25 protein-coding genes are annotated in these 24,615 nt (G+C 62.8%); 18 read left to right on the top strand and 7 right to left on the bottom strand.

Features of this window, described 5'->3' with window-relative positions:
* Positions 1–81: 81 nt before the first annotated feature.
* The 15 genes from HX830_RS16585 (at position 82) to ureC (ending at position 15,339) form a co-directional block, all read left to right on the top strand.
* A complete protein-coding gene (locus tag HX830_RS16585; RefSeq protein ID WP_177101286.1) occupies positions 82–2,202 on the top strand; it encodes a TonB-dependent receptor in 2,121 nt (706 codons plus the stop codon).
* Between the two features lie 34 nt (positions 2,203–2,236).
* On the top strand, positions 2,237–3,025 hold the full coding sequence (locus HX830_RS16580) for an ABC transporter ATP-binding protein (RefSeq protein ID WP_177101284.1): 789 nt from the start codon (positions 2,237–2,239) through the stop codon (positions 3,023–3,025).
* Entirely contained in the window at positions 3,022–3,972 is a 951-nt protein-coding gene (locus HX830_RS16575; protein WP_177101282.1) for an ABC transporter substrate-binding protein, read from the top strand. The genes HX830_RS16580 and HX830_RS16575 overlap by 4 nt, the downstream gene beginning before the upstream one ends.
* Positions 3,969–4,979 (top strand): FecCD family ABC transporter permease, encoded by a 1,011-nt coding sequence (locus tag HX830_RS16570; protein ID WP_152741568.1) that lies wholly within the window; start codon positions 3,969–3,971, stop codon positions 4,977–4,979. Before HX830_RS16575 ends, HX830_RS16570 begins: the two co-directional genes overlap by 4 nt.
* 313 nt (positions 4,980–5,292) lie before the next feature.
* The gene (gene urtA / locus HX830_RS16565) at positions 5,293–6,558 is read left to right on the top strand and encodes an urea ABC transporter substrate-binding protein (RefSeq protein ID WP_177101280.1); all 1,266 of its coding nucleotides are present in this window, start codon (positions 5,293–5,295) and stop codon (positions 6,556–6,558) included.
* Between the two features lie 159 nt (positions 6,559–6,717).
* Positions 6,718–8,220 (top strand): urea ABC transporter permease subunit UrtB, encoded by a 1,503-nt coding sequence (gene urtB, locus HX830_RS16560; protein WP_177101278.1) that lies wholly within the window; start codon positions 6,718–6,720, stop codon positions 8,218–8,220.
* Positions 8,220–9,299, top strand: coding sequence for an urea ABC transporter permease subunit UrtC (gene urtC, locus HX830_RS16555; RefSeq protein WP_103495226.1), 1,080 nt, complete (start codon positions 8,220–8,222; stop codon positions 9,297–9,299). The genes urtB and urtC overlap by 1 nt, the downstream gene beginning before the upstream one ends.
* Entirely contained in the window at positions 9,296–10,156 is an 861-nt protein-coding gene (gene urtD, locus HX830_RS16550; protein WP_103495227.1) for an urea ABC transporter ATP-binding protein UrtD, read from the top strand. Before urtC ends, urtD begins: the two co-directional genes overlap by 4 nt.
* A 28-nt stretch (positions 10,157–10,184) precedes the next feature.
* The gene (gene urtE, locus HX830_RS16545) at positions 10,185–10,883 is read left to right on the top strand and encodes an urea ABC transporter ATP-binding subunit UrtE (RefSeq protein WP_177101276.1); all 699 of its coding nucleotides are present in this window, start codon (positions 10,185–10,187) and stop codon (positions 10,881–10,883) included.
* Positions 10,884–10,913: 30 nt separating this feature from the next.
* Complete coding sequence (locus HX830_RS16540) at positions 10,914–11,753, top strand: urease accessory protein UreD (protein ID WP_152741563.1); 840 nt, start codon at positions 10,914–10,916, stop codon at positions 11,751–11,753.
* Positions 11,754–11,796: 43 nt separating this feature from the next.
* Positions 11,797–12,099 (top strand): urease subunit gamma, encoded by a 303-nt coding sequence (gene ureA / locus HX830_RS16535; protein ID WP_103495230.1) that lies wholly within the window; start codon positions 11,797–11,799, stop codon positions 12,097–12,099.
* A gap of 8 nt (positions 12,100–12,107) precedes the next feature.
* On the top strand, positions 12,108–12,641 hold the full coding sequence (locus HX830_RS16530) for a GNAT family N-acetyltransferase (protein WP_152741562.1): 534 nt from the start codon (positions 12,108–12,110) through the stop codon (positions 12,639–12,641).
* A gap of 5 nt (positions 12,642–12,646) precedes the next feature.
* Positions 12,647–13,180 carry a GNAT family N-acetyltransferase gene (locus HX830_RS16525; protein WP_103495232.1) on the top strand — a complete coding sequence of 178 codons (534 nt, stop codon included), beginning with the start codon at positions 12,647–12,649 and terminating at the stop codon, positions 13,178–13,180.
* On the top strand, positions 13,177–13,485 hold the full coding sequence (locus tag HX830_RS16520; RefSeq protein ID WP_100944249.1) for an urease subunit beta: 309 nt from the start codon (positions 13,177–13,179) through the stop codon (positions 13,483–13,485). Before HX830_RS16525 ends, HX830_RS16520 begins: the two co-directional genes overlap by 4 nt.
* 153 nt (positions 13,486–13,638) lie before the next feature.
* Positions 13,639–15,339, top strand: coding sequence for an urease subunit alpha (gene ureC / locus HX830_RS16515; RefSeq protein WP_152741561.1), 1,701 nt, complete (start codon positions 13,639–13,641; stop codon positions 15,337–15,339).
* 29 nt (positions 15,340–15,368) lie between these two features.
* On the opposite strand, the gene HX830_RS16510 is transcribed toward ureC, so the two are convergent.
* The gene (locus HX830_RS16510) at positions 15,369–15,623 is read right to left on the bottom strand and encodes a hypothetical protein (protein WP_152741560.1); all 255 of its coding nucleotides are present in this window, start codon (positions 15,621–15,623) and stop codon (positions 15,369–15,371) included.
* 198 nt (positions 15,624–15,821) lie between these two features.
* Here HX830_RS16510 and HX830_RS16505 point away from each other — a divergent pair, with 198 nt between their 5' ends.
* Positions 15,822–16,961, top strand: a complete 1,140-nt coding sequence (locus tag HX830_RS16505) for a sensor histidine kinase (RefSeq protein ID WP_177101274.1) — start codon at positions 15,822–15,824, stop codon at positions 16,959–16,961.
* Between the two features lie 15 nt (positions 16,962–16,976).
* On the opposite strand, the gene HX830_RS16500 is transcribed toward HX830_RS16505, so the two are convergent.
* Positions 16,977–17,282 carry a chaperone modulator CbpM gene (locus HX830_RS16500; protein ID WP_103495236.1) on the bottom strand — a complete coding sequence of 102 codons (306 nt, stop codon included), beginning with the start codon at positions 17,280–17,282 and terminating at the stop codon, positions 16,977–16,979.
* A gap of 2 nt (positions 17,283–17,284) precedes the next feature.
* Positions 17,285–18,235 carry a DnaJ C-terminal domain-containing protein gene (locus tag HX830_RS16495; RefSeq protein ID WP_103495237.1) on the bottom strand — a complete coding sequence of 317 codons (951 nt, stop codon included), beginning with the start codon at positions 18,233–18,235 and terminating at the stop codon, positions 17,285–17,287.
* A gap of 309 nt (positions 18,236–18,544) precedes the next feature.
* Between HX830_RS16495 and HX830_RS16490 the strand changes: the two genes are divergently transcribed.
* Entirely contained in the window at positions 18,545–19,810 is a 1,266-nt protein-coding gene (locus HX830_RS16490) for an Hsp70 family protein (protein ID WP_177101272.1), read from the top strand.
* An 88-nt stretch (positions 19,811–19,898) separates the two neighbouring features.
* Here the strand turns inward: HX830_RS16490 and HX830_RS16485 are convergent, their stop codons facing one another.
* The 3 genes from HX830_RS16485 to HX830_RS16475 form a co-directional block, all read right to left on the bottom strand.
* Positions 19,899–20,909: an AI-2E family transporter gene (locus HX830_RS16485; protein ID WP_177101270.1), complete on the bottom strand. Its 1,011-nt coding sequence runs from the start codon at positions 20,907–20,909 to the stop codon at positions 19,899–19,901.
* Between the two features lie 201 nt (positions 20,910–21,110).
* The gene (locus tag HX830_RS16480; RefSeq protein WP_177101268.1) at positions 21,111–21,476 is read right to left on the bottom strand and encodes a PsiF family protein; all 366 of its coding nucleotides are present in this window, start codon (positions 21,474–21,476) and stop codon (positions 21,111–21,113) included.
* Positions 21,477–21,560: 84 nt separating this feature from the next.
* On the bottom strand, positions 21,561–22,346 hold the full coding sequence (locus tag HX830_RS16475) for an AraC family transcriptional regulator (protein WP_177101266.1): 786 nt from the start codon (positions 22,344–22,346) through the stop codon (positions 21,561–21,563).
* 100 nt (positions 22,347–22,446) lie between these two features.
* Here HX830_RS16475 and HX830_RS16470 point away from each other — a divergent pair, with 100 nt between their 5' ends.
* Positions 22,447–23,322 carry a DMT family transporter gene (locus tag HX830_RS16470; RefSeq protein ID WP_177101264.1) on the top strand — a complete coding sequence of 292 codons (876 nt, stop codon included), beginning with the start codon at positions 22,447–22,449 and terminating at the stop codon, positions 23,320–23,322.
* Positions 23,323–23,345: 23 nt separating this feature from the next.
* Here the strand turns inward: HX830_RS16470 and HX830_RS16465 are convergent, their stop codons facing one another.
* Entirely contained in the window at positions 23,346–24,467 is a 1,122-nt protein-coding gene (locus HX830_RS16465) for a GNAT family N-acetyltransferase (RefSeq protein WP_177101262.1), read from the bottom strand.
* Between the last annotated feature and the right edge of the window lie 148 nt (positions 24,468–24,615).

Here is a 24,615-nt window from a genome sequence, read left to right as displayed (position 1 = left end):
TAGTATAACAATATGCAACATCCCTACTCGCAGTCCCTGGCTGCGGGTATCGCCTCTGAAGATAAGCGACTCCCTGTCCCGATGAACAAGTACCTCTTGCCCGGCCTCTGCCTGCTGGCGTTGAACCACGCCCAGGCCGACGGCACCCTGACCCTGCCCACCGGCACCATTACCGCACCCGCCGTCGACGACGAGCGCATCGACCTGAAGACCCCGACCACCGCCGGCTCACGTCTGGGCCTGACGGCACTGGAAACCCCCGCAAGCACCGACAGCCTGAGCGGTGAACAGATTCGCCAGCGCGGCGATATGAGTGTGCAGGATGCCGCATCGCGCAGCGCCGGGATCAGCCGTACCGGCAACCCGGGGGATGGCGGCACTTCGTTGCAGGCGCGGGGCTTTACCGGGCAGAACTCGGTGATGCAGTTGTATGACGGCACCCGGATGTACGCTGGTGCCGGCACCGTGACCTTCCCGGTGGACACCTGGTCGGTGGAGCGCGTCGATGTGCTGCGTGGGCCGGCATCGGTACTGTATGGCGAAGGGGCCACCGGCGCGGTGATCAACACCCTTCCGAAAAAGCCGTTCGAAGGCGAGATCGAAAACCATGTGCGCCTGGGCTATGGCTCCTACGGCAGTCAGCAAGAAGCCCTGGACAGCGGCGGTTCGCTGACGGATACCCTCAGCTATCGCCTCAATCTCAATCGCCTGAGCAGCAACGGCTGGGTCGACCGTGGCGAATCGAGCAGCAACTTCTTCAGCGGCGCCTTGCGCTGGCAGGCCAACGATGACCTGGTGTTCACCCTCTCCAGCGACTACGGCGACCAGGAGCCCACCGATTATTTCGGCGTGCCGCTGATCAACGGCCACTACCAGGAAAACCTGCGCTTCAAGAACTACAACGTCGGCGACGACAAGCTGCACTACAACGACCAGTGGACGCGCCTGCGCACCGACTGGCAGATCTCCGATACCGTCAGTTCCAGCAACGAGCTGTATTACCTCAAGGCCCAGCGTCGCTGGCAGAACGCCGAAAACTACAATTTCGACCCCGCCAGCCAGCAGTTGCTGCGGCAGAGTTTCCTGAGCATCGGGCACAACGAGGAACAGGTAGGCGACCGCCAGACCTTCACCTTCAAGCACAGTCTGTTCGGCCTCGACAGCCAGACCCTGACGGGCGTGGACGTCAACCGCATCCGTTTCAAGGACACCAGCAACTCGCCGTACAACGATGTGTTGCCCGATGGCCAGCCCATCGACATCAGCAATCCGCCCCCCGGGGTCTTTGAAAGCGCCGACCCATACCGTGACCAGTACAAGAGCACGACACGCCAGTTCTCGATTTTCGCGGAAAACCGCACCCAGCTGAATGAGCAGTGGTCGTTGGTAACCGGGGTGCGTCGCGATTATGTGCATCTGGAGCGTGACAACCTGGTCAATGGCAGCCAAACCGAAAAATCCCTGACCGGTAACAACTGGAAGGTCGGTCTGGTCTATGCCCTGACGCCAGACACGTCCTTGTACGGTCAGTACTCCACCAGCACTGATGGCCTCAATGGCCTGATCTCACTGAGCCCGGGCAACCAGCAATTCGGCCTGTCCACAGCCAAGCAGAGCGAACTGGGTCTCAAGCAGATATTCTGGGACCAGCGCGGCGAATGGACCCTGGCGGCCTACCACATCGTTAAAAAGAAGCTGCTCACCGTCGACCCGACCAACTCACAGAACCAACTGCAAGTGGGGCAACAATCGTCCGACGGACTGGAAGCCAGTCTCGACCTGAAGTTGGCCCACGACTGGCAGTTGCAGGCCAATGCGTCGATTGTCCGGGCTCAATACGATGATTTCGACCAAAACGTCGGTAACGCCGTCGTCTCCTACGCGGGCAACCGCCCTACGGATGTCCCGCGTCGCACCGCCAACCTCTGGCTGAGCAAGGCGATCACCGATGACGTGCGCGCCGGGGCGGGCGTACGTTATGTGGATGCGCGTTACGCCGACCTGGCCAATACCGTCGAGCTGCCGAGCTATACCGTGGTGGACGCCAATGTCTCGTGGAAAGCCTTGCGCAATACAACGCTGGGTCTGCAATTGAACAACTTGTTCGATCGCCAATACGCCCTGAGCCAATACAATGACGGCCAGCAATGGATCATGGGGCAGCCGCGGTCGGTCTTTGTGACGGCGGACTACACCTTTTAAAGACAGAACCGAGTGCAACAACAATGAGTAACGAATGACCTCGCTGACCCTCACCGACCTCGCCTGGGTACCTCCCGGCCATGACCGCTGCCAACACCAGTTCCAACTGCGTGATGCCAACCTGCGGGTGGCGGCCGGTGAGTTCGTCGGCCTGATCGGTCCCAACGGCAGCGGCAAGACCAGCCTGCTGCGTTGCGCCTACCGCTTCAGCCAACCGGGACACGGCGAGGTCCTGCTCGCACACCAGAACGTCTGGAAACAATCGCCACGCTGGTGCGCCCAGCGCATCGCCGTGGTGCTCCAGGAATTCCCCGATGCCTTTGGCCTGACCGTTGCCGAAGTGGTCGCCATGGGCCGCACCCCACACAAGAAACTCTTCGACGGCGACACCGAGGCCGACCGCCGACTGATTCGTCAATCCATTGAATCAGTAGGTATGCAGGGCTTCGAAGAGCACGCCTTCGCCACCCTCTCCGGTGGTGAAAAACAACGCGTGATCCTCGCCCGCGCCCTGGCCCAGCAACCGCAACTGCTGATCCTCGACGAACCGACCAACCACCTCGACCCGCGCTTCCAGTTGGAACTGTTGCGCCTGGTCAGGCAACTGAAGATCGGCACCCTGGCGAGCATCCACGACCTCAACCTCGCCGCGGCCTTCTGCGACCGGCTGTATGTGCTCCAGCACGGGCGCATCGTCGCCAGCGGCACACCCGCCGAGGTCCTGACCGTCGAGCTGCTGCGGGAAGTCTTCGGCGTCGAAGCGCTGATCGATACCCACCCACTCTCCGGCTACCCGCGAATCACCTGGATAACCCAACCATGAAGCTACGGCACCTGGCGCTCTGCCTCGGTTCACTGTTCACGTCCATGGCCGCCCTGGCCGAATCGACGCACTACCCGCTGACGGTCCAGAGCTGCAACCGCGAGGTGACCTTCAAGGAGGCGCCGAAACACGCGGTCAGCCATGACATCAACATGACCCAGATGATGCTCGCCCTCGGCCTCAAGCCACGCATGGTCGGCTATAGCGGGATCAGCGGCTGGAAATCAGTCACCCCGGAAATGGCGAAAACCCTCGACGGCCTGCCCGAACTGGCGGCCAAGTACCCGTCGGTGGAAACCCTGCTCAATGCCAACGTCGATTTCTTCTTCGCCGGCTGGGATTACGGCATGACGGTCGGCGGCGCCCTCACCCCGGCGACACTGACGCCCCTGGGCATCAACGTCTACGAGCTGACCGAGTCCTGTGCCTTCGTGATGAAACGCGCGGGTGCCAGCCTCGACGACACCTACAACGACCTGCGCAACCTGGGCAAGATCTTCGACGTGCAGGACCGCGCCAATGCCCTGATCGGCGAGATGCGGGCGCGGGTGGCCACGGTGCAGAAAACCCTGCCGGCCGACCGTCCACGAGTGTTCCTCTATGACAGCGGCGAAGACCGCGCCATGACCTCCGGCCGCCTGGCCATGCCCCAGGCGCTGATCGAAGCCGCTGGCGGGCGCAACGTCCTCGACGACGTCGATGCCAGCTGGACCCGGGTCAACTGGGAAAGCGTGGTGGAGAAAAATCCCCAGGTGATCGTGATCGTCGACTACAGCGAAGTCACCGCCGAGCAGAAGCAGCACTTCCTGGAAACCAACCCGGCGCTGCAGTCGGTGGACGCTATCCGCAACAAGCGCTTCGTGGTCATCCCTTATGTCGAGGCGACGCCGGGCATCGATAACGTCAAGGCCATCGAAACCCTCGCCAAGGCCTTCCACCCGCAATGATGAATCGCCGCTATGGCTCGTTGCTGGCCGCCCTCGGCGCCTTGTTGCTGCTGTCCTGCGTCCTCTCGCTGGGCTTCGGCCCGGCGCGGGTGCCGGTGGATGTCGTGTGGCGGATTCTCTCCTATAAGGCGCTGGGCCTGGGCGAGGTGAACTGGAGCGCCGGGCAGGAGCATATCGTCTGGCTGATCCGCGTACCGCGCATGCTCCTCGGCGTGCTGGTGGGCGCCGGGCTGGCGTTGATCGGCGCGGTCTTGCAGGCGGTCACGCGCAATCCCCTGGCCGACCCGCACCTGCTCGGGGTGACCTCCGGGGCGACTCTCGGCGCGGTGATCGTGGTCCTGCATGTGGGCGAGATCGTCGGCCTGCTGACCTTGCCCATCGCCGCCTTTATCGGTGCCCTGGCCAGTATGCTGGCGGTGCTCGCCATCGCCAGTCGCAACGGTCGGCTGGAGAGCGACCGGCTGCTGCTGTGCGGGGTCGCGGTGTCCTTCGTGATGATGGCGCTGGCCAACCTGCTGCTGTTTCTCGGCGATCATCGGGCCAGCTCCGCGGTGCTGTTCTGGATGCTTGGCGGCCTCGGCCTGGCGCGTTGGGAGCTGCTGCCGATCCCGGCGGCGAGCGTGCTCCTGGGGTTGGTGCTGCTGGTGAGCATGGCCCGGCCGTTGAATGCCCTGATGGCCGGCGAGCAGACTGCCGTGACCCTCGGCCTGAGTGCGCGCAATGTGCGCCTGAAGGTATTCCTGATCGCCTCGCTGATGACCGGCGTGCTGGTTTCCATCAGCGGCTCCATCGGTTTTGTCGGCCTGATGGTGCCGCATATCGCCCGCTACCTGGTGGGCGCGGAACACCGGCGCCTGCTACCGGTGTCGGCTCTGCTGGGGAGCCTGTTCCTGGTCTGGGTCGATGTCGCGGCGCGGACCCTGATCGCCCCGGAAGATCTGCCGATCGGGGTGGCCACGGCGGCCATTGGCGGGTTGTTTTTTATCGGGCTGATGCGGCGCCGGTGAGGGCCTCTTCGCGAGCAAGCTCTGCTCCTGCAGGTTCTGCGTCGTTCACAAATATAGTTGCTCGACACTGACACTGTAGGAGCAGAACTTGTCGGGGCCCCGGACCGTCGCGAAGACGGTATCAGCACCAATCTGGCACTCCCCGCGCACCGCAACGCCGATGTCGCCCCCGCTTGGTGCGACTGTTCAGACCAGTACCGCTCAAACACGACTGTTTAGTGCCTTTCCCCGACTGGGCACAGCCTTTGCAAAAGCCCCTTCAGTGTCTGCATCTGCCAACCAAAAAAACTTTGAACATCTGGAGATCGCACCAATGAAGCGTCGTAGCTTGATCAAGGCTTTCACACTGACGGCATCCATTGCCGCCATGGGCATGACCTGGACCGTCCAGGCCGCCGAGACCATCAAGGTCGGCATCCTGCATTCGCTGTCCGGCACCATGGCCATCTCCGAAACCTCGCTCAAAGACATGGCGCTGATGACCATCGACGAGATCAACGCCAAGGGCGGGGTCAACGGCAAGATGCTCGAACCAGTGGTGGTCGACCCGGCGTCCAACTGGCCGCTGTTCGCCGAAAAAAGCCGGCAGTTGCTGACCCAGGACAAGGTCGCCGTGGTGTTCGGCTGCTGGACCTCGGTGTCGCGCAAATCGGTATTGCCAGTGTTCGAGGAACTCAACGGCCTGCTGTTCTACCCGGTGCAGTATGAAGGCGAGGAAATGTCGCCGAACGTCTTCTACACCGGCGCCGCGCCGAACCAGCAGGCGATCCCGGCGGTGGAATACCTGATGAGCGAAGACGGCGGCGCGGCCAAGCGCTTCTTCCTGCTCGGCACCGACTATGTCTACCCGCGCACCACCAACAAGATCCTGCGTTCGTTCCTGCATTCCAAAGGCGTCGCGGACAAGGATATCGAAGAGGTCTACACCCCGTTCGGCCACGCCGACTACCAGACCATCGTCGCCAACATCAAGAAGTTCTCCGCCGGCGGCAAGACGGCCGTCATCTCCACCGTCAATGGCGACTCCAACGTGCCGTTCTATAAGGAACTGGCCAACCAGGGCCTGAAAGCCACCGACGTACCGGTGGTGGCCTTCTCCGTGGGCGAGGAAGAACTGCGCGGCATCGACACCAAACCACTGGTGGGCAACCTGGCGGCGTGGAACTACTTCGAGTCGGTGGATAACCCGGTGAACAAGAAATTCGTCGCCGACTGGAAAGCCTACACCAAGAAGAAAAACCTCCCGGGCGCCGACAAGGCCGTGACCAACGACCCGATGGAAGCCACCTATGTCGGCATCCACATGTGGGCCCAGGCGGCGGAAAAAGCCAAGTCCACCGATGTCGACAAGGTCCGTGCAGCCCTGGCCGGCCAGACCTTCGCCGCACCGTCGGGCTACACCCTGACCATGGACCCGACCAACCATCACCTGCACAAGCCGGTGATGATCGGCGAGATCCAGGCCGACGGTCAGTTCAACGTGGTCTGGCAGACCAAGGGCCCGATCCGTGCCCAGCCGTGGAGCCCGTTTATCCCGGGCAACGACAAGAAGCCGGATTATGCGGTGAAGAGCAACTGAGTAATCGCTGACGGTCGGCCCGGCAGGTATTCGCGGGCCGCCCCAATCCCCTTGTAGGAGCCGGCTTGCCGGCGATGGCGGCCGGACGGTCGATACAAGACTTGCGGGCCTCATCGCCGGCAAGCCGGCTCCTACAAGGTCTTATGCAAGGCCATTGCTATGCCCACTGCCCTATACCGCTTTCTCCTCGCCCTGGCACTGCTGTTGCCGATGGCCGCCCACGCCGGGGACGCCGAAGACTTCGTCGCCGCCGACTCCAGCCAACAGGCCGCCCTGCTGGAAACCTGGGCCGCGCACCCGGAACCGGCACGCATCGAGCTGATCGACGCCCTGCAAAGCGGCCAGTTGACCCTCAATGGCGAAACCAAGACCCTGCACCTGAACAACCGCCTGCGCGGCCTTATCGACACCGCCGTCGCCGCCCAGCAACTGCTCGCCGCCGATGCCAAGGTGCGCCTGGCCGCCGCCCAGCAACTGCAAAAAAGCGCCAAGCCGGCGCAACTGAAATTCCTCGACCAACAACTGGCCGGCGAAACCAACACCGATGTCCACGCCGCCCTGAGCCTGGCCCTGGCCAATCTGCAATTGGTCGACAACGACCCGGCCGTCCGCCTCGCCGCCGTGCGCCTGCTCGGCGAGAGCGGCGACCCGCTGGCCCGCACCCGCCTCGAAGGCCTGCTGCAACCCGGGGTCGAAGCCGACGCCGGCGTGCACACCGCCGCCGAAACCAGCCTGGCGCAAGTCAAACGCAAGCTGATGATCGGCGAATGGCTCGGCCAGGCCTTCAGCGGCCTGTCCCTCGGTTCGATCCTGCTGCTGGCGGCCCTCGGCCTGGCGATCACCTTCGGCCTGCTCGGGGTGATCAATATGGCCCACGGCGAAATGCTGATGCTCGGCGCCTACGCCACCTATGTCGTGCAGTTGCTGTTCCAGCGTTTCCTGCCCCAGGCCATCGAGTTCTACCCGCTGGTGGCCCTGCCGGTGGCGTTCTTCGTCACCGCCGGGATCGGCATGGCCCTGGAACGCACGATCATCCGCCATCTCTACGGGCGCCCACTGGAAACCCTGCTTGCCACCTGGGGTATCAGCCTGATGCTGATCCAGTTGGTCCGCCTGGTATTCGGTGCGCAGAACGTCGAGGTGGCCAACCCGGCCTGGCTTTCCGGCGGCATCCAGGTGCTGCCCAATCTGGTCCTGCCCTACAACCGCCTGGTGATCATCGCCTTCGCGCTGTTCGTGGTGGTCCTCACCTGGCTGCTGTTGAACAAGACCCGCCTGGGCCTGAACGTCCGCGCCGTCACCCAGAACCGCAATATGGCCGCCTGCTGCGGCGTGCCCACCGGACGGGTGGACATGCTCGCCTTCGGCCTCGGCTCCGGGATCGCCGGTTTGGGCGGCGTCGCCCTGAGCCAGATCGGCAACGTCGGCCCGGACCTGGGCCAGAGCTACATCATCGACTCCTTCCTGGTGGTGGTGCTTGGCGGGGTCGGCCAGTTGGCCGGCAGCGTCATGGCCGCCTTCGGCCTGGGCATCGCCAACAAGATCCTCGAACCGCAGATCGGTGCGGTGCTGGGCAAGATCCTGATCCTCGCGCTGATCATTCTGTTTATCCAGAAACGCCCGCAAGGACTCTTCGCACTGAAAGGACGGGTGATCGACTGATGAACCAGCCCCTGATGCTCACCGCGAGCCAAAAAGCCGGGCCCGGCCTGACGATTGCCGTCGGTGCGATCGTGCTGGCGCTGCTGCTGGCCTTGCCGCTGCTGTCGCTGCTGCCGCCGGAGAACCTGTTCCACGTCTCGGCCTACACCCTGACCCTGGTGGGCAAGATTCTCTGCTACGCCATCGTCGCCCTGGCCCTGGACCTGGTCTGGGGTTATGCCGGCCTGCTGTCCCTCGGCCACGGCCTGTTCTTCGCCCTCGGCGGCTATGCCATGGGCATGTACCTGATGCGCCAGGCGTCCGGCGACGAGCTGCCGGCGTTCATGACCTTCCTGTCCTGGACCGAACTACCCTGGTACTGGACCGGCACCAGCCACTTTCTCTGGGCCCTGTGCCTGGTGGTGCTGGCGCCGGGGCTGCTGGCGCTGGTGTTCGGCTTCTTCGCCTTCCGCTCGCGGATCAAGGGCGTGTACTTCTCGATCATGACCCAGGCCCTGACCTTCGCCGGGATGCTGCTGTTCTTCCGCAACGAAACCGGCTTCGGCGGCAACAACGGCTTTACCAACTTCCGCAGCATCCTCGGTTTCGGCATCACCGAACCGGGCACCCGCGCGGTGCTGTTCTTCGCCACCGTGGTCTTGCTGGTGACCAGCCTCTACAGCGGCTGGCGCCTGGCCAGGAGCAAGTTCGGGCGGGTGCTGACGGCGCTGCGCGATGCGGAAAACCGGCTGATGTTCTGCGGCTACGATCCCCGTGGCTTCAAGCTCTTCGTCTGGGTCTTGAGCGCCGTGTTGTGCGGCCTGGCCGGGGCGCTGTATGTGCCGCAGGTGGGGATCATCAACCCCAGCGAAATGTCGCCGACCAACTCCATCGAGGCCGCCGTGTGGGTGGCCCTGGGCGGGCGCGGCAGCCTGATCGGCCCGCTGCTCGGCGCGGGCATGGTCAACGGCATGAAGAGCTGGTTCACCGTGGCCTTCCCTGAGTACTGGCTGTTCTTCCTCGGCGCACTGTTTATCGTCGTGACCCTGTACCTGCCCAAGGGCGTGATCGGGCTGCTGAAGAAAAGGGGCGAACAATGAGAGTCACCGCGACCGCCGAATTCATGCTCGAACCGATCCTCGAACCCAACAAGGATGCCGGCAGCAGCCGTGACGCCCTGGGTCTCGGCCAGGCCAAGGGCGACGGCCTGGACACCCGCCACGGCACCATCCTGACCCTGGAAGACATCAGCGTCAGCTTCGACGGTTTCAAGGCCCTGAACAACCTGAACCTGTATATCGGCGTCGGCGAACTGCGCTGCATCATCGGCCCCAATGGCGCGGGCAAGACCACCCTGATGGACGTGATCACCGGCAAGACCCGCCCCAGCCATGGCAAGGCCTGGTTCGGCGAAACCCTCGACCTGTCGGCGATGAGCGAAGTGCAGATCGCCCAGGCCGGGATCGGCCGCAAGTTCCAGAAGCCGACGGTGTTCGAGGCGTTGACGGTGTTCGAGAACCTGGAGCTGGCGCAGAAGACCGACAAATCGGTATGGGCCAGCCTGCGGGCGCGTTTGAGCGGTGAGCAGAAGGACGGGATTGCCCAGGTCCTGGAAACCATTCGCCTGACCGGCTCGGTCAATCGCCCGGCCGGTTTGTTGTCCCATGGCCAGAAGCAGTTCCTGGAGATCGGCATGTTGCTGGTGCAGGACCCGCAACTGTTGCTGCTCGACGAACCGGTGGCGGGCATGACCGATGCCGAGACCGAGTTCACCGCCGAGCTGTTCAAGAGCCTGGCCGGCAAGCATTCGCTGATGGTGGTGGAGCACGACATGGGTTTTGTCGGCGCGATTGCCGACCATGTCACCGTGCTGCACCAGGGCAGCGTGCTGGCCGAAGGTTCGCTGGAGCAGGTGCAGGAAAACGAACGAGTGATAGAGGTCTACCTCGGTCGCTGAAGGCACCCCACATATCAGGAACACAACCATGCTCCAAGTCGACAAACTGCACCAGTACTACGGCGGCAGCCACATCCTGCGGGGCCTGTCCTTTGACGTGAAAGTCGGCGAAGTCACCTGCCTGCTGGGCCGCAACGGGGTGGGCAAGACTACCCTGCTCAAATGCCTGATGGGCCTGCTGCCGGCCAAGGAAGGGGCCGTGCAATGGGAAGGCAAACCGATCACGAATTTCAAGCCGCACCAACGGGTCCACGCCGGTATCGCCTACGTGCCCCAGGGCCGGGAAATCTTCGGCCGCCTGAGCGTGGAAGAAAACCTGTTGATGGGCCTGTCGCGTTTTCCAGGCGCCGAAGCCAAGGAAGTACCCGCGTTCATTTACGAACTATTCCCGGTCCTGCTGCAAATGAAGCAACGCCGTGGCGGCGACCTTTCCGGCGGCCAGCAGCAACAGCTGGCCATCGGTCGGGCACTGGCCAGCCGCCCGCGCCTGCTGATCCTCGACGAACCCACCGAAGGCATCCAGCCCTCGGTGATCAAGGAGATCGGCGCGGTGATCAAGAAACTCGCCGCCCGCGGCGATATGGCGATCCTGCTGGTGGAGCAGTTCTACGATTTCGCCGCCGAGTTGGCCGATCAGTACCTGGTGATGTCCCGGGGCGAGATTGTCCAGCAAGGTCGCGGAGAAAATATGGAAGCCGAAGGTGTGCGCGGACTGGTTACGATCTAACCTGTAGCGTCACGACGATAATTAGAAACCATGAATTCAACTGTCACTCACGCCCTGTTCACTCCCAGCTGGCACGCCGAGCTCGAACTCGGCTACGCCCGCTTCGGCGATTGCACGCGCCCGGTCACCCGGCGCCATCTGGGCCCGTTGCGGGTGCAGAAACACCTGTATGCCGAAGGTCCGCAAGTCTGCCAGCACATTATCGTCCACCCGCCCGGGGGGATTGCCGGCGGTGACCGGCTGGCCATCAGCGCCCGCGTCGAAACCGATGCCTGGGCGCAACTGACCAGCCCCGGCGCCGCGAAGTGGTATCGCGCCAACGGGCCGGCCTACCAGACCCTGGACCTGAAGGTCGCCGCCGGCGCGACCCTGGAATGGCTGCCCCAGGAAACCATCGTCTTCAGCGCGGCTCAGGCCGAGTTGAGCACCCGCATTGACCTTGAAGGCGACGCCCGCTTGCTCTACTGGGATATGGTCGCCCTCGGGCGCCCCGCCAGCGGTGAACGCTTTGATCGCGGGCATTTCCAGTCACAGCTGGATATCCGCCGCGACGGCCAACTGCTCTGGCACGAACGCCAACGCATCCAGGGCGACGACGGCCTGCTCGACTCGCCCATCGGCCTCGACGGCCAACCGGTCTTCGCCACCCTGCTGGTGACCGGCGAGATCGACAGCGAGCTGCTCGAACGCTGCCGTTCAGTGCCGACCCGGGTGCGCGGCGACCTCACCCAACTGCCCGGCCTGCTGGTGGCCCGCTGCCTGGCCGGCGAGGCCCTGCATGCCCGTGCCTGGCTGATCGAGCTGTGGCGGCTGTTGCGCCCGGCCCTGCTGGGGCGCGAGGCCGTGCCGCCGAGGATCTGGAACACATGAATATGCCAACCTTCTTTTACTGCCTGCCAACGGACTCCGAACCATGGACCTGACCCCCCGCGAAAAAGACAAACTGCTGATTTTTACCGCTGGTCTGGTGGCCGAACGGCGCCTGGCCCGTGGGGTGAAACTCAACTATCCGGAAGCCATGGCCTATATCTCGGCGGCTCTGCTGGAAGGTGCCCGCGATGGCCGGACCGTGGCCGAGCTGATGCACTTCGGCACCACCCTGCTCAACCGCGAACAAGTGATGGAAGGCATCCCGGAAATGATCCCGGAGATCCAGGTCGAGGCCACCTTCCCCGATGGCACCAAGCTGGTCACCGTCCACCAACCCATCGCCTGAGGCCGAGCATGTCCTACGTAATCCGCGATGCCGTCCACGCCGACCTGCCGGCGATCCGCGACATCTACAACGACGCGGTGCTCAACACCACGGCGATCTGGAACGAACAACCGGTGGACCTTGGCAATCGCCAGGCCTGGTTCAGCACCCGGCAAGGCCAGGCTTACCCGATCCTGGTGATCGTCGACAGTGCTGACACCGTGCTCGGCTATGCCTCCTTCGGCGACTGGCGGCCCTTCGAGGGCTTCCGCCACACCGTCGAACACTCGGTCTATGTGCGCAGCGACCAGCGCGGCAATGGCCTCGGCCCGCAACTGATGGCGGTGCTGATCGAGCGCGCCCGTGACTGCGGCAAACATGTGATGGTCGCCGCCATCGAAAGTGGTAACGCCGCTTCCATTCGCCTGCATGAACGCCAGGGTTTCACCATCACCGGGCAGATGCCCCAGGTGGGGGTGAAGTTCGGCCGCTGGCTGGACCTGACCTTTATGCAACTGACTCTGAATCCGGGTGCCCTGCCGCCCGCCGTCAACCAGGAGTAACCGCCATGAACGCCGCCCAACTGCGTCGTGTGAATAACGAAAGCTTTGCGCACTACCGCCAGGGTTTGATCGATTTGCTGCTGGACGCCGTTCGGCACGGCGCCAGTGTGGGTTTCATGGCCGATCTCGATGCCGGCCAGGCCCGCGACTACTTCGATACGGTGCAAACCGCGCTGCAGGACGGCAGCCTGCTGCTCTGGGTGGTGGTGCGTGACGAACAGGTGCTGGCCAGCGTGCAACTGAGCCTGTGCCAGAAGGCCAACGGCCTGAACCGCGCCGAAATCCAGAAGCTGCTGGTGTACAGCGAGGCCCGCCATCGCGGTCTCGGCCAGCAACTGATCCAGGCTCTGGAGCAGACGGCAAAACAGCACAAGCGTGGCCTGCTGCACCTCGACACCGAGGCCGGCTCCGAAGCCGAAGCCTTCTACAGCGCCCTGGGCTACACCCGGGTCGGCGAACTGCCGAACTACTGCGCGACACCGGATGGTCGCTACAAGGCCACCGCCATTTATTTCAAGACCCTGGGACAACCCGAATGATTCCTGGTGAATATCAGATCCAGCCCGGCGACATCGAACTCAATGTCGGTCGCCGCACCCTCAGCCTGAATGTGGCGAACAGCGGTGACCGACCGATTCAGGTCGGTTCGCACTATCACTTTTTCGAGACCAACGACGCCTTGAGCTTCGATCGCGCCGCCAGCCGTGGCATGCGCCTGAATATCCCCGCCGGCACCGCCGTGCGCTTCGAACCGGGGCAGAGCCGGGACGTTGAATTGGTGGAGTTGGCCGGGTTGCGGCGGGTGTTCGGGTTTGCCGGGCGGGTGATGGGCGACCTGGATTGATGGGTTGCCAGTACTGACGCCTTCGCGGGCAAGCTCCGCTCCCACAGGTTTTGTGTCGTACCCGAGTCCAGGGTTCAACACGGACAGTGTGGGAGCGGAGCTTGCCCGCGAAGAGAGCATCACGGTCTCTTTCCATTGCACCAAGGAATCAGCATGAAGATTTCCAGACAAGCCTACGCCGACATGTTCGGCCCCACCGTCGGCGACAAGGTGCGCCTGGCCGACACCGAACTGTGGATCGAAGTGGAAAAGGACTTCACCACCTACGGTGAAGAAGTGAAATTCGGCGGCGGCAAGGTGATCCGCGATGGTATGGGCCAAGGCCAGCTGTTGGCCGCCGAAGTCGTCGACACCCTGATCACCAATGCCCTGATCATCGACCACTGGGGCATCGTCAAGGCCGACGTCGGCCTCAAGGACGGGCGCATCGCCGCCATCGGCAAGGCCGGCAATCCGGACATCCAGCCCGACGTGACCATCGCCATCGGCGCCAGCACCGAAGTCATCGCTGGCGAAGGCATGATCCTCACCGCCGGCGGCATCGACACCCATATCCACTTCATCTGCCCGCAGCAGATCGAAGAAGCGCTGATGAGCGGCGTCACCACCATGATCGGCGGCGGCACGGGGCCGGCCACCGGCACCAACGCCACCACCTGCACCTCCGGGCCCTGGCACCTGGCGCGCATGCTCCAGGCCGCCGATGCCTTCCCGATGAACATCGGCTTCACCGGCAAGGGCAACGCCAGCCTGCCACAGCCGCTGATCGAGCAGGTCGAGGCCGGCGCCATCGGCCTCAAGCTCCACGAAGACTGGGGCACCACGCCGGCGGCCATCGACAACTGCCTGAGCGTGGCCGACCAGTACGACGTGCAGGTGGCGATCCACACCGACACCCTCAACGAATCCGGTTTTGTCGAAACCACCCTCGGCGCGTTCAAGGGCCGTACCATCCACACCTATCACACCGAAGGCGCGGGCGGCGGCCATGCGCCGGACATCATCAAGGCCTGCGGTTTCCCCAATGTGCTGCCCAGCTCGACCAATCCGACCCGGCCGTTCACTCGCAACACCATCGACGAACATCTGGACATGCTGATGGTCTGCCATCACCTCGACCCGAGCATCGCCGAGGACGTGGCCTTTGCCGAGAGCCGCATCCGCCGGGAAACCATCGCCGCCGAAGACATCCTCCACGACCTCGGCGCGTTCTCGATGATCAGCTCCGACAGCCAGGCCATGGGCCGCGTCGGTGAAGTCATCACCCGCACCTGGCAGACCGCCGACAAGATGAAGAAACAACGCGGCCCGCTGCCGGGCGACGGTGACGGCAACAGCAACTTCCGGGTCAAGCGCTACATCGCCAAATACACCATCAACCCGGCGATCACCCACGGCATCAGCCATGAAGTGGGCTCGATCGAAGTGGGCAAATGGGCCGACCTGGTGCTCTGGCGCCCGGCGTTCTTCGGTGTGAAACCGACGCTGATCCTCAAGGGCGGGGCGATTGCCGCCAGCCTGATGGGCGACGCCAATGCCTCGATCCCGACGCCGCAGCCGGTGCACTACCGGCCGATGTTCGCCAGCTACGGCGGCTCATTGCACGCCACCAGCCTGACCTTTATCAGCCAGGCGGCGCAGGCCGCGGGGATTCCCCAGAGCCTGGGCTTGAAGAAAAAGATTGCGGTGGTCAAAGGCTGCCGCGATGTGCAGAAAACCGACCTGATCCACAACGACTACCTGCCGCAGATCGACGTCGACCCGCAGACCTACCAGGTCAAGGCCGATGGCGTACTGCTATGGTGCGAACCGGCGGACGTGCTGCCGATGGCGCAGCGCTACTTCCTCTTCTGAGCCCAGGCCAGCCATGGATGGCTTGGCCGTCAGGGTTGGATGGCGGCAAAGAAGGTTTTCGACGTATCGACCAGCCCCAACTGCTGCAGGCAGTCATTGATCCCATCCATCATCCCGAGGTCACCCGGATGGGGCTTGCCGTCCAGCACACGATGCAAGGCACACAGGAACAATAATTTGCCGACGGCATTGTCGTTGGCCATATCCTTTTTCCCGTCGGCAATGCTCAGTGCCGCCTGGTTGATCTGGCTTTCGGTGTTGCTCAACAGATCTGCTTTGTTCATGACAGTCGCTCCTTTGAAGAGGTACTGCTTTGAGTGAATACAACACGAATTCACACTAAGCCTGCCGGGAGGTAGCGTCTACTGTCAGAAATGACAGGTATAGATGAGTCAGGCCACCTGAAACCCACCCCTCAAAAGGGACTGAAAAGCGCTAAGCTAGCCCTCATAAAGAGCGATCCTCCCTTCGAGGCAACAAGCATGCACCTATCAACCTTTATCGTGCAGCAGGTCGACAGCATCGTCGATGAGTGGGAACAGTTCGCCAAGACCCTGACCCCGGCGGCGGACACCATGGGCCGGGTCGCCTTGCGTGACCACGCCAAATCGATCCTGCTGGCCGCCGCCCGGGATATGGAAACCAGCCAGAGCACCAGCCAACAGACCGCTAAGTCCAAGGGCGACAGCCTGGACAGCAGCCCCGGCCTGGACATCGCGGCGGCCAGCCACGGCGAACTGCGCCACACCGCTGGTTTCGACCTGATGCAGATGACCTCGGAGTTCCGTCACCTGCGCGCCTGCGTGATTCGCCGCTGGGTCAATAGCCTGGTGTCGCCGGAGCTGACACATTTCCAGGAGATGATTCGCTTCAACGAAGCCATCGACGAAGCCCTGACCGAATCCACCGCCGCCTACGCCGAGCAGGTCAACCGTTCACGGGATATTTTCCTCGCCATCCTCGGCCATGACCTGCGAGCGCCCTTGCAGGCCGTGACCATGTCCACCGAAATGCTGGTGCGCAAGACCCGCCTCGATACCGACGGCCTGGTCTATGTCGCCAATATCAAAAGTGGCACCCGTCATATGAGCAGCATGATCAGCGACTTGCTGGAGTTTGTCCGCAGCCGCCTGGGCAGCAGCCTGCCCATCGACCCGGCACCGATGGACCTGAGCAGTGCGGCGAAAGCCGCCATCAATGAAGCCTGGGCCGGGCAGCCGGATTGCCTGCCGTTGCTGAAGGTGGAAGGTGATGTCCATGGGGTCTGGGATCGCGGGCGCATCGAGCAACTGCTGCAAAACCTGATCGGCAATGCCTTGCAGCACGGTGCCAACCATCGGCCACTGACCCTGAGCCTGGACGGCGGCACGGACAGGGTTCGCCTGACCATGCACAACTTCGGCACGCCGATCCCCCAGGAAGCCCTGGCGACGATCTTCGATCCGTTGGTGCGCGGCGCTGATGAAGAGATCGGCCAGCCGGGTACCGCCACCAGCCTGGGGTTGGGGCTGTATATCGCCAAGGAAGTGGTGACGGCCCATCAGGGTACGATAGAGGTCAGCTCCAGCGCCGAAGACGGCACACGTTTTACCGTGGTCCTGCCCAGAATCTCTCGGGCCTAGGGCCCAGGCCTGTATTCACTCGTGCACAAAGCGCCCCAGGCGCTGGCGCAGCATCTGGTTCTCCGCCCGCAGCAGCTGCACTTCCGCCAGCAGGTCCAGCGCCAGGGCGACGCCTTCCCACTCCAGCTCAAGATCCCGATGCAGCTTCACCGCGCGGCGGGCAATACCCGGCGCTTCATCGCCAAAACGCCAGGCCTCGGGCGAGCGCCCCTGAGGTTCAAGAATGCCGTGTTCGACGATTTCGATCACGTAGGCAACCGGCAATTGGGTCACCTCACAAAAAGCCTGCATATCCAGTTGAACGTTCAAGGGGCTGCTCATGATTAGCTACTCCATTGCTCTCTCGGGTCGAAGGCGGCCTTTTTCGCCAGTTCCTGCCACAACGCCTTGACGGCATCGTCGTTCTGCCGTGGCATCACCGCCTTGAGCTGCACGAACAGATAACCGCGCTGCCCGGCCTTGTTCAGCAGGCCGTGGCCCTTGGCCCGCATGCGCTGGCCGTTCTGGCTGCCCGCCGGGACCTTGAGGTTGATCTTGCCGGTCAGGGTCGGCACCGCGATCTCCGCCCCCAGCGCCAATTCCCAGGGCGCCAGCGGCAGGGTGATGATCAGGTTCTCTCCTTCGACATCGAATTTGGGGTGAGGTGCAAAACGAATCGTCAGGTACAGGTCGCCATTTGCCCCACCGCCGACACCCGGCGCGCCCTGGCCCTTGAGGCGGATACGCTCGCCGTCGGTGACACCGGCCGGAATCTTCACGTTCAGGCTTTTGCTGGTGTTGCTGACATGCTGCCCGGCGGCATTGTGCTGCGGAATCTGGAAGCTGACCTTCTTCGACTCGTTCGAGAGGCTTTCCTCCAGGAAGATCGGTAGTTCCAGTTCCACGTCCTGCCCTCGCCGGCCGGCGCTGCGGCCTGGTTGTCCACCGCCAAAACCATTGCCGCGCGAGCCGAAGATCGAACTGAAGAAGTCCGAGAAGTCGCCTGTGTCCGCGCCGCCACCACCGAAACCGCCACGGCCCTGCCAACCCGGCGGGCCCTGAAACGGCTGGCCGTGCTGGCCGTATTTGCGCAAGTCGTCGTATTCGGCGCGCTTGTCGGCGCTTTTCAGCGCTTCATAGGCTTCCGACGCGTCCTTGAACTTCGCTTCGGCGTCCTTTTCCTTGCTGACATCCGGGTGATACTTGCGCGCCAGCTTGCGGTACGCGGCCTTGATGGTCTTGTCGTCCGCCGTCGGCTCCACACCCAGGATCTTGTAATAGTCTTTGAAGTCCATCTAAGGATCACCATCCGTTATCGATATCGCGCCGCTCGGCAAGACACAGCATGCGCGCATCGGCGCGACAAAGATTGACCGATCTCAAGGCTGTGACTCAGGGGCGCTGCAGAAGTTTATCGGCCGTTGCCGGAATTTCTTGTCATCGATGGCAACAGGCAGAACCAATGAGTGCAAGTTTGGGGACGATTGCCCACCTTTCAAGTCCAATCCGTTACAAGAAGCGCTATTTAACGGATCGCCGGCCTTCGAATCCGTGCGCGACTGGCATACACTGCGCGGCCGTTTTGCAACCGGAACCCGAACACCATGAACAACGCCTCTCCAGCCCGTGCCTGCGGTATCGACTTCGGCACCTCCAACTCCACCGTCGGCTGGATACGCCCCGGCCTGGAAACGCTGATCGCGCTGGAAGACGACAAGATCACCCTGCCGTCGGTGCTCTTCTTCAATTTCGAGGAGCGCCGTCCGGTCTATGGCCGGCTGGCCCTGCACGAGTACCTGGAAGGCTACGAAGGCCGGCTGATGCGCTCGCTCAAGAGCCTGCTGGGCTCCAAGCTGATCAAGCACGACACCAGCGTGCTCGGCACGGCGATGCCGTTCAAGGACCTGCTGGGGCTGTTTATCGGCCAGTTGAAGCAACGCGCTGAAACCACCGCCGGACGTGAGTTCGAGCAGGTGGTGCTGGGCCGCCCGGTGTTCTTCGTCGACGAAGACCCGGCCGCCGACCAGGAAGCCGAAGACACCCTGGCGGAAGTAGCGAAGAAGCTCGGTTTCAAGGAAGTGTCCTTCCAGTACGAACCGATCGCCGCCGCCTTCGACTACGAGTCGACCCTGGACCGTGAGGAGCTGGTGCTGATCGTCGACATCGGCGGCGGTACCTCGGACTTCTCCCTGGTGCGCCTGTCGCCGGAGCGCCGGGGCCTGGACAACCGTCACGACGATATCCTCGCCACCGGCGGCGTGCACATCGGCGGGACCGACTTCGACAAGCAGCTGAGTTTGCAAGGCGTGATGCCGCTGTTCGGCTACGGTAGCCGGATGAAAAGCGGCGCCTATATGCCCACCAGCCATCACATGAACCTGGCGACCTGGCACACCATCAACTCGGTGTACTCGCAGAAAACCCAGCTGGCCCTGGGCAGCATGCGCTACGACATCGAGGACACCGGCGGCATCGATCGCCTGTTCAAGCTGATCGAACAGCGTGCCGGCCACTGGCTGGCGATGGAAATCGAAGAAACCAAGATCGAGCTGACCCATGCCCCACTGCGCCATGTGCCGCTGGATCGCATCGAGCCGGGCTTGAGCGTGGAGTTGAGCCGGGCCCTGTTCGAGTCGGCCATCGACAACCTGCTGGAGCGCATCCGCACCAGCGTCACCCAGTTGCTCGGCGATGCCGGGGTGGGTGTCGCGCAGGTCGACACGGTGTTCTTCACCGGCGGCTCCAGCGCCATTCCGGCACTGCGCCAGAGCGTCTCGGCGATGCTGCCCAATGCCCGCCATGTGGAAGGCAATATCTTCGGCAGCATTGGTAGCGGTCTGGCGATCGAAGCGAAGAAGCGCTACGGCTGAAACAGCGAGGACTGTGGTGCAACGCGGTCCTTCGGCGCCCGTCCACGGCGCCATCGCCGGCAAGCCTGACGGGATGACGCCAGTCGCGTCAGACCAGCTCCGCCAGCTTCAGCTCGCTCTTGATGTACGCATAATAGATCGGCCCCGCCACCACGCCCGGCAGGCCGAATGCGGCCTCGAACACCAGCATCGCCATGAGCAACTCCCAGGACTTGGCACTGATCTGCCCGCCGACGATCCGCGCGTTGAGGAAGTATTCCAGCTTGTGGATAAACATCAGGTAACCCAACGCCGCCGCCGCGACCCAGATCGACAGCGACAGGCCGACGATGGTGATCAGGGTGTTGGACATCAGGTTGCCGATCACCGGCAACAGCCCGAGCAGGAAGGTCAGCACGATCAGGGTCTTGGTCAGCGGCAGCTTGATCCCGCACAGCGGCAGGATCACCGCCAGGAAGATCGCGGTGAACGCGGTGTTCAGCGCCGAGATCTTGATCTGCGCGAAGACGATATTGCGGAACGCCTGCACCAGCAGCCGCAGGCGGTCGAACAGCGCCGCCGCCAGGGGCTTGCGCAGGGTGATGTCGGAGGCATGCTGCAAGGCCACGATCGCTCCCAGCACCATGCCGATCAGCAGGGTCACGAACATATGCGCCGCGTCCTTGCCCACCAGCTGCAACTCGCTCAGGTGCTTGGTCAGCCACTCGCCGATAGCGACCTGGAACTCCGCCGCACTGGCCGGCAGGTAGGCGTCGATAAACGGCGGCAACTGCCCGCGCGCCTTGTCCACCACCACCATGAATTTGCCGAGGGATGCGCCGGGGTTTTCCGCTTCGTGCAGCAGAAAACTGATGGCCCCGGCAAAGATCAGGCTCAGCACACTGACGATCAAGGTGCCCAGCAACGCCACCGCCAGCCAGCGCGCACGCCGTCCGGCAATCAGGTGCTCAAGCTTGGGCGTGAGCATATTGACCAGCTCGAAGACCAACAAACCGGCCAACAGACTGGGCAACAGCCGCAACGGCAATGCCAGCAACAACCCACCGAAAACAAGGATCAAACTGGCCAGGACTACGTAACGCTGGGAAAACGCTGACATACAGCCTCAAAAAGAACGGCGCTAAAAGACAGGCAGTCTGCCAGCCTTCTCTTGGGAGGACCAGCGGCAGGCGCCAGAAGGACGGTGGCCTGGCATCTTAATGAAGAGTTGTGACAGGCAGGCGACGCAGCATCATGAAATTTCGCGGCAGCAGGGCTTGCCCGGATCACGAGCAAGCCCTGCTCCGGTAGAGCGTCAAAACTACTTCTTCTTCAGGCAATTGCTGATGTAGGTCTTGTACGCATCGCCCTTGAGCCCCTGGGGCCGGTTGGCGTTGCAGTCCTTCATTTTCTGCTGCTGTGGGGTCAGCACCTTGGCCGGTGCCGCCGTGGTCGCCGCCTTACTCGCGGGCATGGCCGGTGTGGCGGCAGGGGTGACCGCGGGAGTGGCGGCAGGCGCGGCTTTCAGGCAATTACTCATAAAGGCCTTGCGCGCGTCACCCGCAAGATTCTGGGTCTTGGCGTCCGCGTTGCAAGTGCTCATCTTGCTTTGCTGAGCCGTCGCCGCAAACCCCTGCGAGCAAAGTAACAAGCCGATCAACAACAATGGGATACGGAGCATCTTCATGGAGTGTTCTCCTTGTTACCGTACCGAAGGGCACGGCATGCTTTCAGTGTAGACAAACGCTGTTACACATCCAGCGAGGCCAGGCTAGGCCATGCGCGCCTGACGCCGGTATTGCTCCGGTGAACAACCGGCCTGGCGCTGAAACATGGCGATAAACGCCGAGGCCGTGCTGTAACCCAGGTCGAAGGCGATCTCCTGCACGCCGCGACTGGTTTCCAAGGCCTGCAGCGCGCCGATAAAGCGCAGGCGCTGGCGCCATTCACCAAAGCCGATCCCCAACTCGCGGACAAACAGGCGGGCCAGGGTTCGCTCACTGACGTGCAACTGCTCGGCCCACTGCACAAGCGGGCGGTTGTCCGCCGGGTCCTGCTGCAAGCCCTCCAGCACCTTGAGCAAGGCCGGGTCATCGGAATACGGCAGGTAACAGTGCTGCACCCTGGCCTGGTGCAACTGGTCCACCAACACCTGCGCCAGGCGCACATCCGCCGGGGTGTCGGGGATTTTCACATCGCGCCGGGCGAAGTCATTGAGGATCGACTTGAGAATATCGCTGATGGCCAGGGTGCTCGCCTCGGCGGGCAGATCGCGGCAATGCTCCTCGGCCAGGTACACCGAACGGTAGACAATCGCCTGGGCGTTATGGGAGCTGTGCACGGTGTTCGGCGGTATCCACAAGGCATAGCGCGACGGCGACATGAAGCGCCGGCCGGCCACTTCGTAGTGGATGACGCCGTGGGACACATAGTCGAGCGAACCCCAGGGATGACAATGGGCTGCCGCATGGCGATCGGGGCCGAATTCGGCATAGCGGAAGTACACCGAGGCCGGCAAAGAGGGAAAATCGGGGATGTCGATGTAGTGCTTGCCCATGCTGTCCGGATTCCAACGCAAATTGACCGGATCGAAGTATAGGCTTTCATCCAGACACGAGGATAATCCCTCCTCATTGACGATTCTGGTTGTAACCCTTATGCAATACGCGTTTCCCCTGCTGGCAATCTTTATCTGGGCCGGCAACACCGTGGTCAACAAGATGGCGGTCGGCGCAATCTTCCCGGCGGAGATCGGCTTCTACCGCTGGTTGCTGGCGGGCCTGCTGTTCACTCCGTTCATGTTTCGCCAGGTGCAGGCCCACTGGAGCCAGATCCGCCCGAACCTGGGCCGGATCTTCGTGCTAGGAGTACTCGGCATGGCGGTCTACCAGAGCCTGGCGTACTTCGCCGCGACCCTGACCTCGGCCACCAACATGGGCATCATCCTGTCGTTGATGCCCTTGATGTCCTTGACCCTGGCGATCCTCAGCCTCGGCCAGCGCCTGACCGCCGGAGCCTTGGCCGGAGCGGTGCTGTCGTTTGCCGGGGTGCTGGTGGTGGTGTCGACCGGCAGCCTGACGGCGCTGCTGAGCCACGGTGTGAATCTGGGTGACGCAATGATGCTGATCGCCACCCTGGCCTATGCGGTCTACAGCACCCTGCTGAAAAAATGGCAACTGCGCCTGCCACCTCTGGTGTTGCTGTACCTGCAGGTGCTGGTGGCGGTGGTGGTGCTGTTCCCGCTGTTCTGGCTGTCGCCGAAGGTCGGGCCGAACCTGCACAACGCCGGGCTGGTGCTGTATGCCTGCCTGCTGGCGTCGATGCTGGCGCCGCTGGCGTGGATGCGCTCGGTGGCCACCCTCGGGCCGAGCCGGACCACGCTGTTCTTCAACCTGCTGCCACTGATCACCGCGCTGATTGCCGCCGCGGTGCTGCACGAAAAATTGGCGTGGTATCACCTGCTGGGCGGGGCACTGACCCTCGGCGGGGTGATCCTCTCGGAACGCTGGACCACCGCGTTGCGTCGCGCCTGAACGGGCTGCGGCACTCGCCGTGCCTACTGTTCCTCGGCCGTTATCTGTAGATCCGGATCCAGGCTTTGCAAGGTAATGCCCTTGGCCACCGCGCCGAAGACCCGGTGCAGCAACGGGTTGCGATGCCGGCAATAGCAGTCCAGCGCGACCAGTTGATGACCGAGTTCGCGCTTGACTCGGTAGCCGGTCTGGCCGCTGTCCAGGCGCGTGGCCCCGACACTGTAGGACCACTTCACCGCCTGCTCCCAGAGCTGGAAATACAAGTGCGCCTGTTTGCCCACCTGGTAGTCGATGCCGATGAACTTGTTGATGGCCTTGTCACCGAGCAGAAAGCAGAGCATGAACGCCACCATCTTGCCGGTCTTTTCATCGCTCAACAGGATGAAATGCGACTCTGGCTTGAGGGCGATCTGGCGAAAGAACTCGAAGGTGAGCTTTTCGAATTTGGTCTTGCCCTTCTCGTAGGTTTGCAGAAAGAGGCTGTACAGCTCTTGCAGCGTTGCTTCATCCGGTTGCTGCACGACCTGGACCGTCAGGGCTCCTGGCACCAGACCGTGTTTGAGCTTCTTTTTCAGCAGATAACGGTGACGGCTCTTGAGGGTCTTGAGATAGCCCTCGAAACCACCCGGGGCCAGTTCGACCGCCGTGCCCGGAAAACTCACCATGGGAAACAGCCCGCGGGTTGCGCACAGCCCTTCAAACGCCGCTTTCTGCGCTTCGCCAAAATCCTTCCAGACAGTCATCGCCGCGTTCTTGGCTTTCGCCCGCAGGCTCAGCGCGTCTTGCAGCGGCCCGAGGATATCCGCCAGCGAATACCCCGGCAGCAAACCGATGGTGCCCTCGTCGGAACAGGGTGAACCGACGAACAGGGTGCGCTGGTAACGCAGTGCCGGGATCACCCGGAGCATCTTGGCAATCACCGGCGGAACGACCAATTCCATGGGCACGTTCATGATGAACGTGGGCGCCAAGCCGATCGGCTGCCCATCTTTCTCCAGAATGGCATAGGCAAATTCGAACTGGTCTTCAAGCCCGCCCTCTTCCAGGGCTTCATACCACCAACGACCTTCGACGCCGCTAAAACAGCTTTCCCACAGTGTGGCGGGAACAGACGCAGCGTGGCTGGCCCATTGAACTTGAAGCATTAAAACATCCTCTCAGTCGACTCCCTCCTGAGAGGGCCCATCCTTATACCCCCATGCAGGTGCATCGAGAAAGGATGGAAGCCAATTATTTCAGCCGCTATAGCGCGGTTCGCCACGTTGCCAAAGGCCGTGCCCGGGCAACGCTCAC

It is taken from the genome of Pseudomonas gingeri (genome assembly GCF_013385425.1).
In the GTDB taxonomy this organism is placed as follows: Bacteria; Pseudomonadota; Gammaproteobacteria; order Pseudomonadales; family Pseudomonadaceae; genus Aquipseudomonas; species Aquipseudomonas gingeri_D.
Note: the sequence above shows the minus strand (reverse complement) of the source record. Positions and strands in the feature narration are given on the sequence as shown.

What these genes read in the sequence shown, in the direction of transcription:
- urtB (WP_177101278.1), top strand. Translation starts at nt 6,718, where the DNA reads ATGCCCACTGCCCTATACCGCTTTCTCCTCGCCCTGGCACTGCTGTTG.
- urtA (WP_177101280.1), top strand. Translation starts at nt 5,293, where the DNA reads ATGAAGCGTCGTAGCTTGATCAAGGCTTTCACACTGACGGCATCCATT.
- HX830_RS16500 (WP_103495236.1), bottom strand. Translation starts at nt 17,282, where the DNA reads ATGAGCAGCCCCTTGAACGTTCAACTGGATATGCAGGCTTTTTGTGAG.
- HX830_RS16480 (WP_177101268.1), bottom strand. Translation starts at nt 21,476, where the DNA reads ATGAAGATGCTCCGTATCCCATTGTTGTTGATCGGCTTGTTACTTTGC.
- HX830_RS16540 (WP_152741563.1), top strand. Translation starts at nt 10,914, where the DNA reads ATGAATTCAACTGTCACTCACGCCCTGTTCACTCCCAGCTGGCACGCC.
- HX830_RS16470 (WP_177101264.1), top strand. Translation starts at nt 22,447, where the DNA reads ATGCAATACGCGTTTCCCCTGCTGGCAATCTTTATCTGGGCCGGCAAC.
- HX830_RS16495 (WP_103495237.1), bottom strand. Translation starts at nt 18,235, where the DNA reads ATGGACTTCAAAGACTATTACAAGATCCTGGGTGTGGAGCCGACGGCG.
- HX830_RS16520 (WP_100944249.1), top strand. Translation starts at nt 13,177, where the DNA reads ATGATTCCTGGTGAATATCAGATCCAGCCCGGCGACATCGAACTCAAT.
- HX830_RS16490 (WP_177101272.1), top strand. Translation starts at nt 18,545, where the DNA reads ATGAACAACGCCTCTCCAGCCCGTGCCTGCGGTATCGACTTCGGCACC.
- urtE (WP_177101276.1), top strand. Translation starts at nt 10,185, where the DNA reads ATGCTCCAAGTCGACAAACTGCACCAGTACTACGGCGGCAGCCACATC.
- HX830_RS16505 (WP_177101274.1), top strand. Translation starts at nt 15,822, where the DNA reads ATGCACCTATCAACCTTTATCGTGCAGCAGGTCGACAGCATCGTCGAT.
- urtD (WP_103495227.1), top strand. Translation starts at nt 9,296, where the DNA reads ATGAGAGTCACCGCGACCGCCGAATTCATGCTCGAACCGATCCTCGAA.
- HX830_RS16510 (WP_152741560.1), bottom strand. Translation starts at nt 15,623, where the DNA reads ATGAACAAAGCAGATCTGTTGAGCAACACCGAAAGCCAGATCAACCAG.
- ureA (WP_103495230.1), top strand. Translation starts at nt 11,797, where the DNA reads ATGGACCTGACCCCCCGCGAAAAAGACAAACTGCTGATTTTTACCGCT.
- HX830_RS16525 (WP_103495232.1), top strand. Translation starts at nt 12,647, where the DNA reads ATGAACGCCGCCCAACTGCGTCGTGTGAATAACGAAAGCTTTGCGCAC.
- ureC (WP_152741561.1), top strand. Translation starts at nt 13,639, where the DNA reads ATGAAGATTTCCAGACAAGCCTACGCCGACATGTTCGGCCCCACCGTC.
- HX830_RS16485 (WP_177101270.1), bottom strand. Translation starts at nt 20,909, where the DNA reads ATGTCAGCGTTTTCCCAGCGTTACGTAGTCCTGGCCAGTTTGATCCTT.
- urtC (WP_103495226.1), top strand. Translation starts at nt 8,220, where the DNA reads ATGAACCAGCCCCTGATGCTCACCGCGAGCCAAAAAGCCGGGCCCGGC.
- HX830_RS16575 (WP_177101282.1), top strand. Translation starts at nt 3,022, where the DNA reads ATGAAGCTACGGCACCTGGCGCTCTGCCTCGGTTCACTGTTCACGTCC.
- HX830_RS16585 (WP_177101286.1), top strand. Translation starts at nt 82, where the DNA reads ATGAACAAGTACCTCTTGCCCGGCCTCTGCCTGCTGGCGTTGAACCAC.
- HX830_RS16580 (WP_177101284.1), top strand. Translation starts at nt 2,237, where the DNA reads ATGACCTCGCTGACCCTCACCGACCTCGCCTGGGTACCTCCCGGCCAT.
- HX830_RS16465 (WP_177101262.1), bottom strand. Translation starts at nt 24,467, where the DNA reads ATGCTTCAAGTTCAATGGGCCAGCCACGCTGCGTCTGTTCCCGCCACA.
- HX830_RS16475 (WP_177101266.1), bottom strand. Translation starts at nt 22,346, where the DNA reads ATGGGCAAGCACTACATCGACATCCCCGATTTTCCCTCTTTGCCGGCC.
- HX830_RS16530 (WP_152741562.1), top strand. Translation starts at nt 12,108, where the DNA reads ATGTCCTACGTAATCCGCGATGCCGTCCACGCCGACCTGCCGGCGATC.
- HX830_RS16570 (WP_152741568.1), top strand. Translation starts at nt 3,969, where the DNA reads ATGATGAATCGCCGCTATGGCTCGTTGCTGGCCGCCCTCGGCGCCTTG.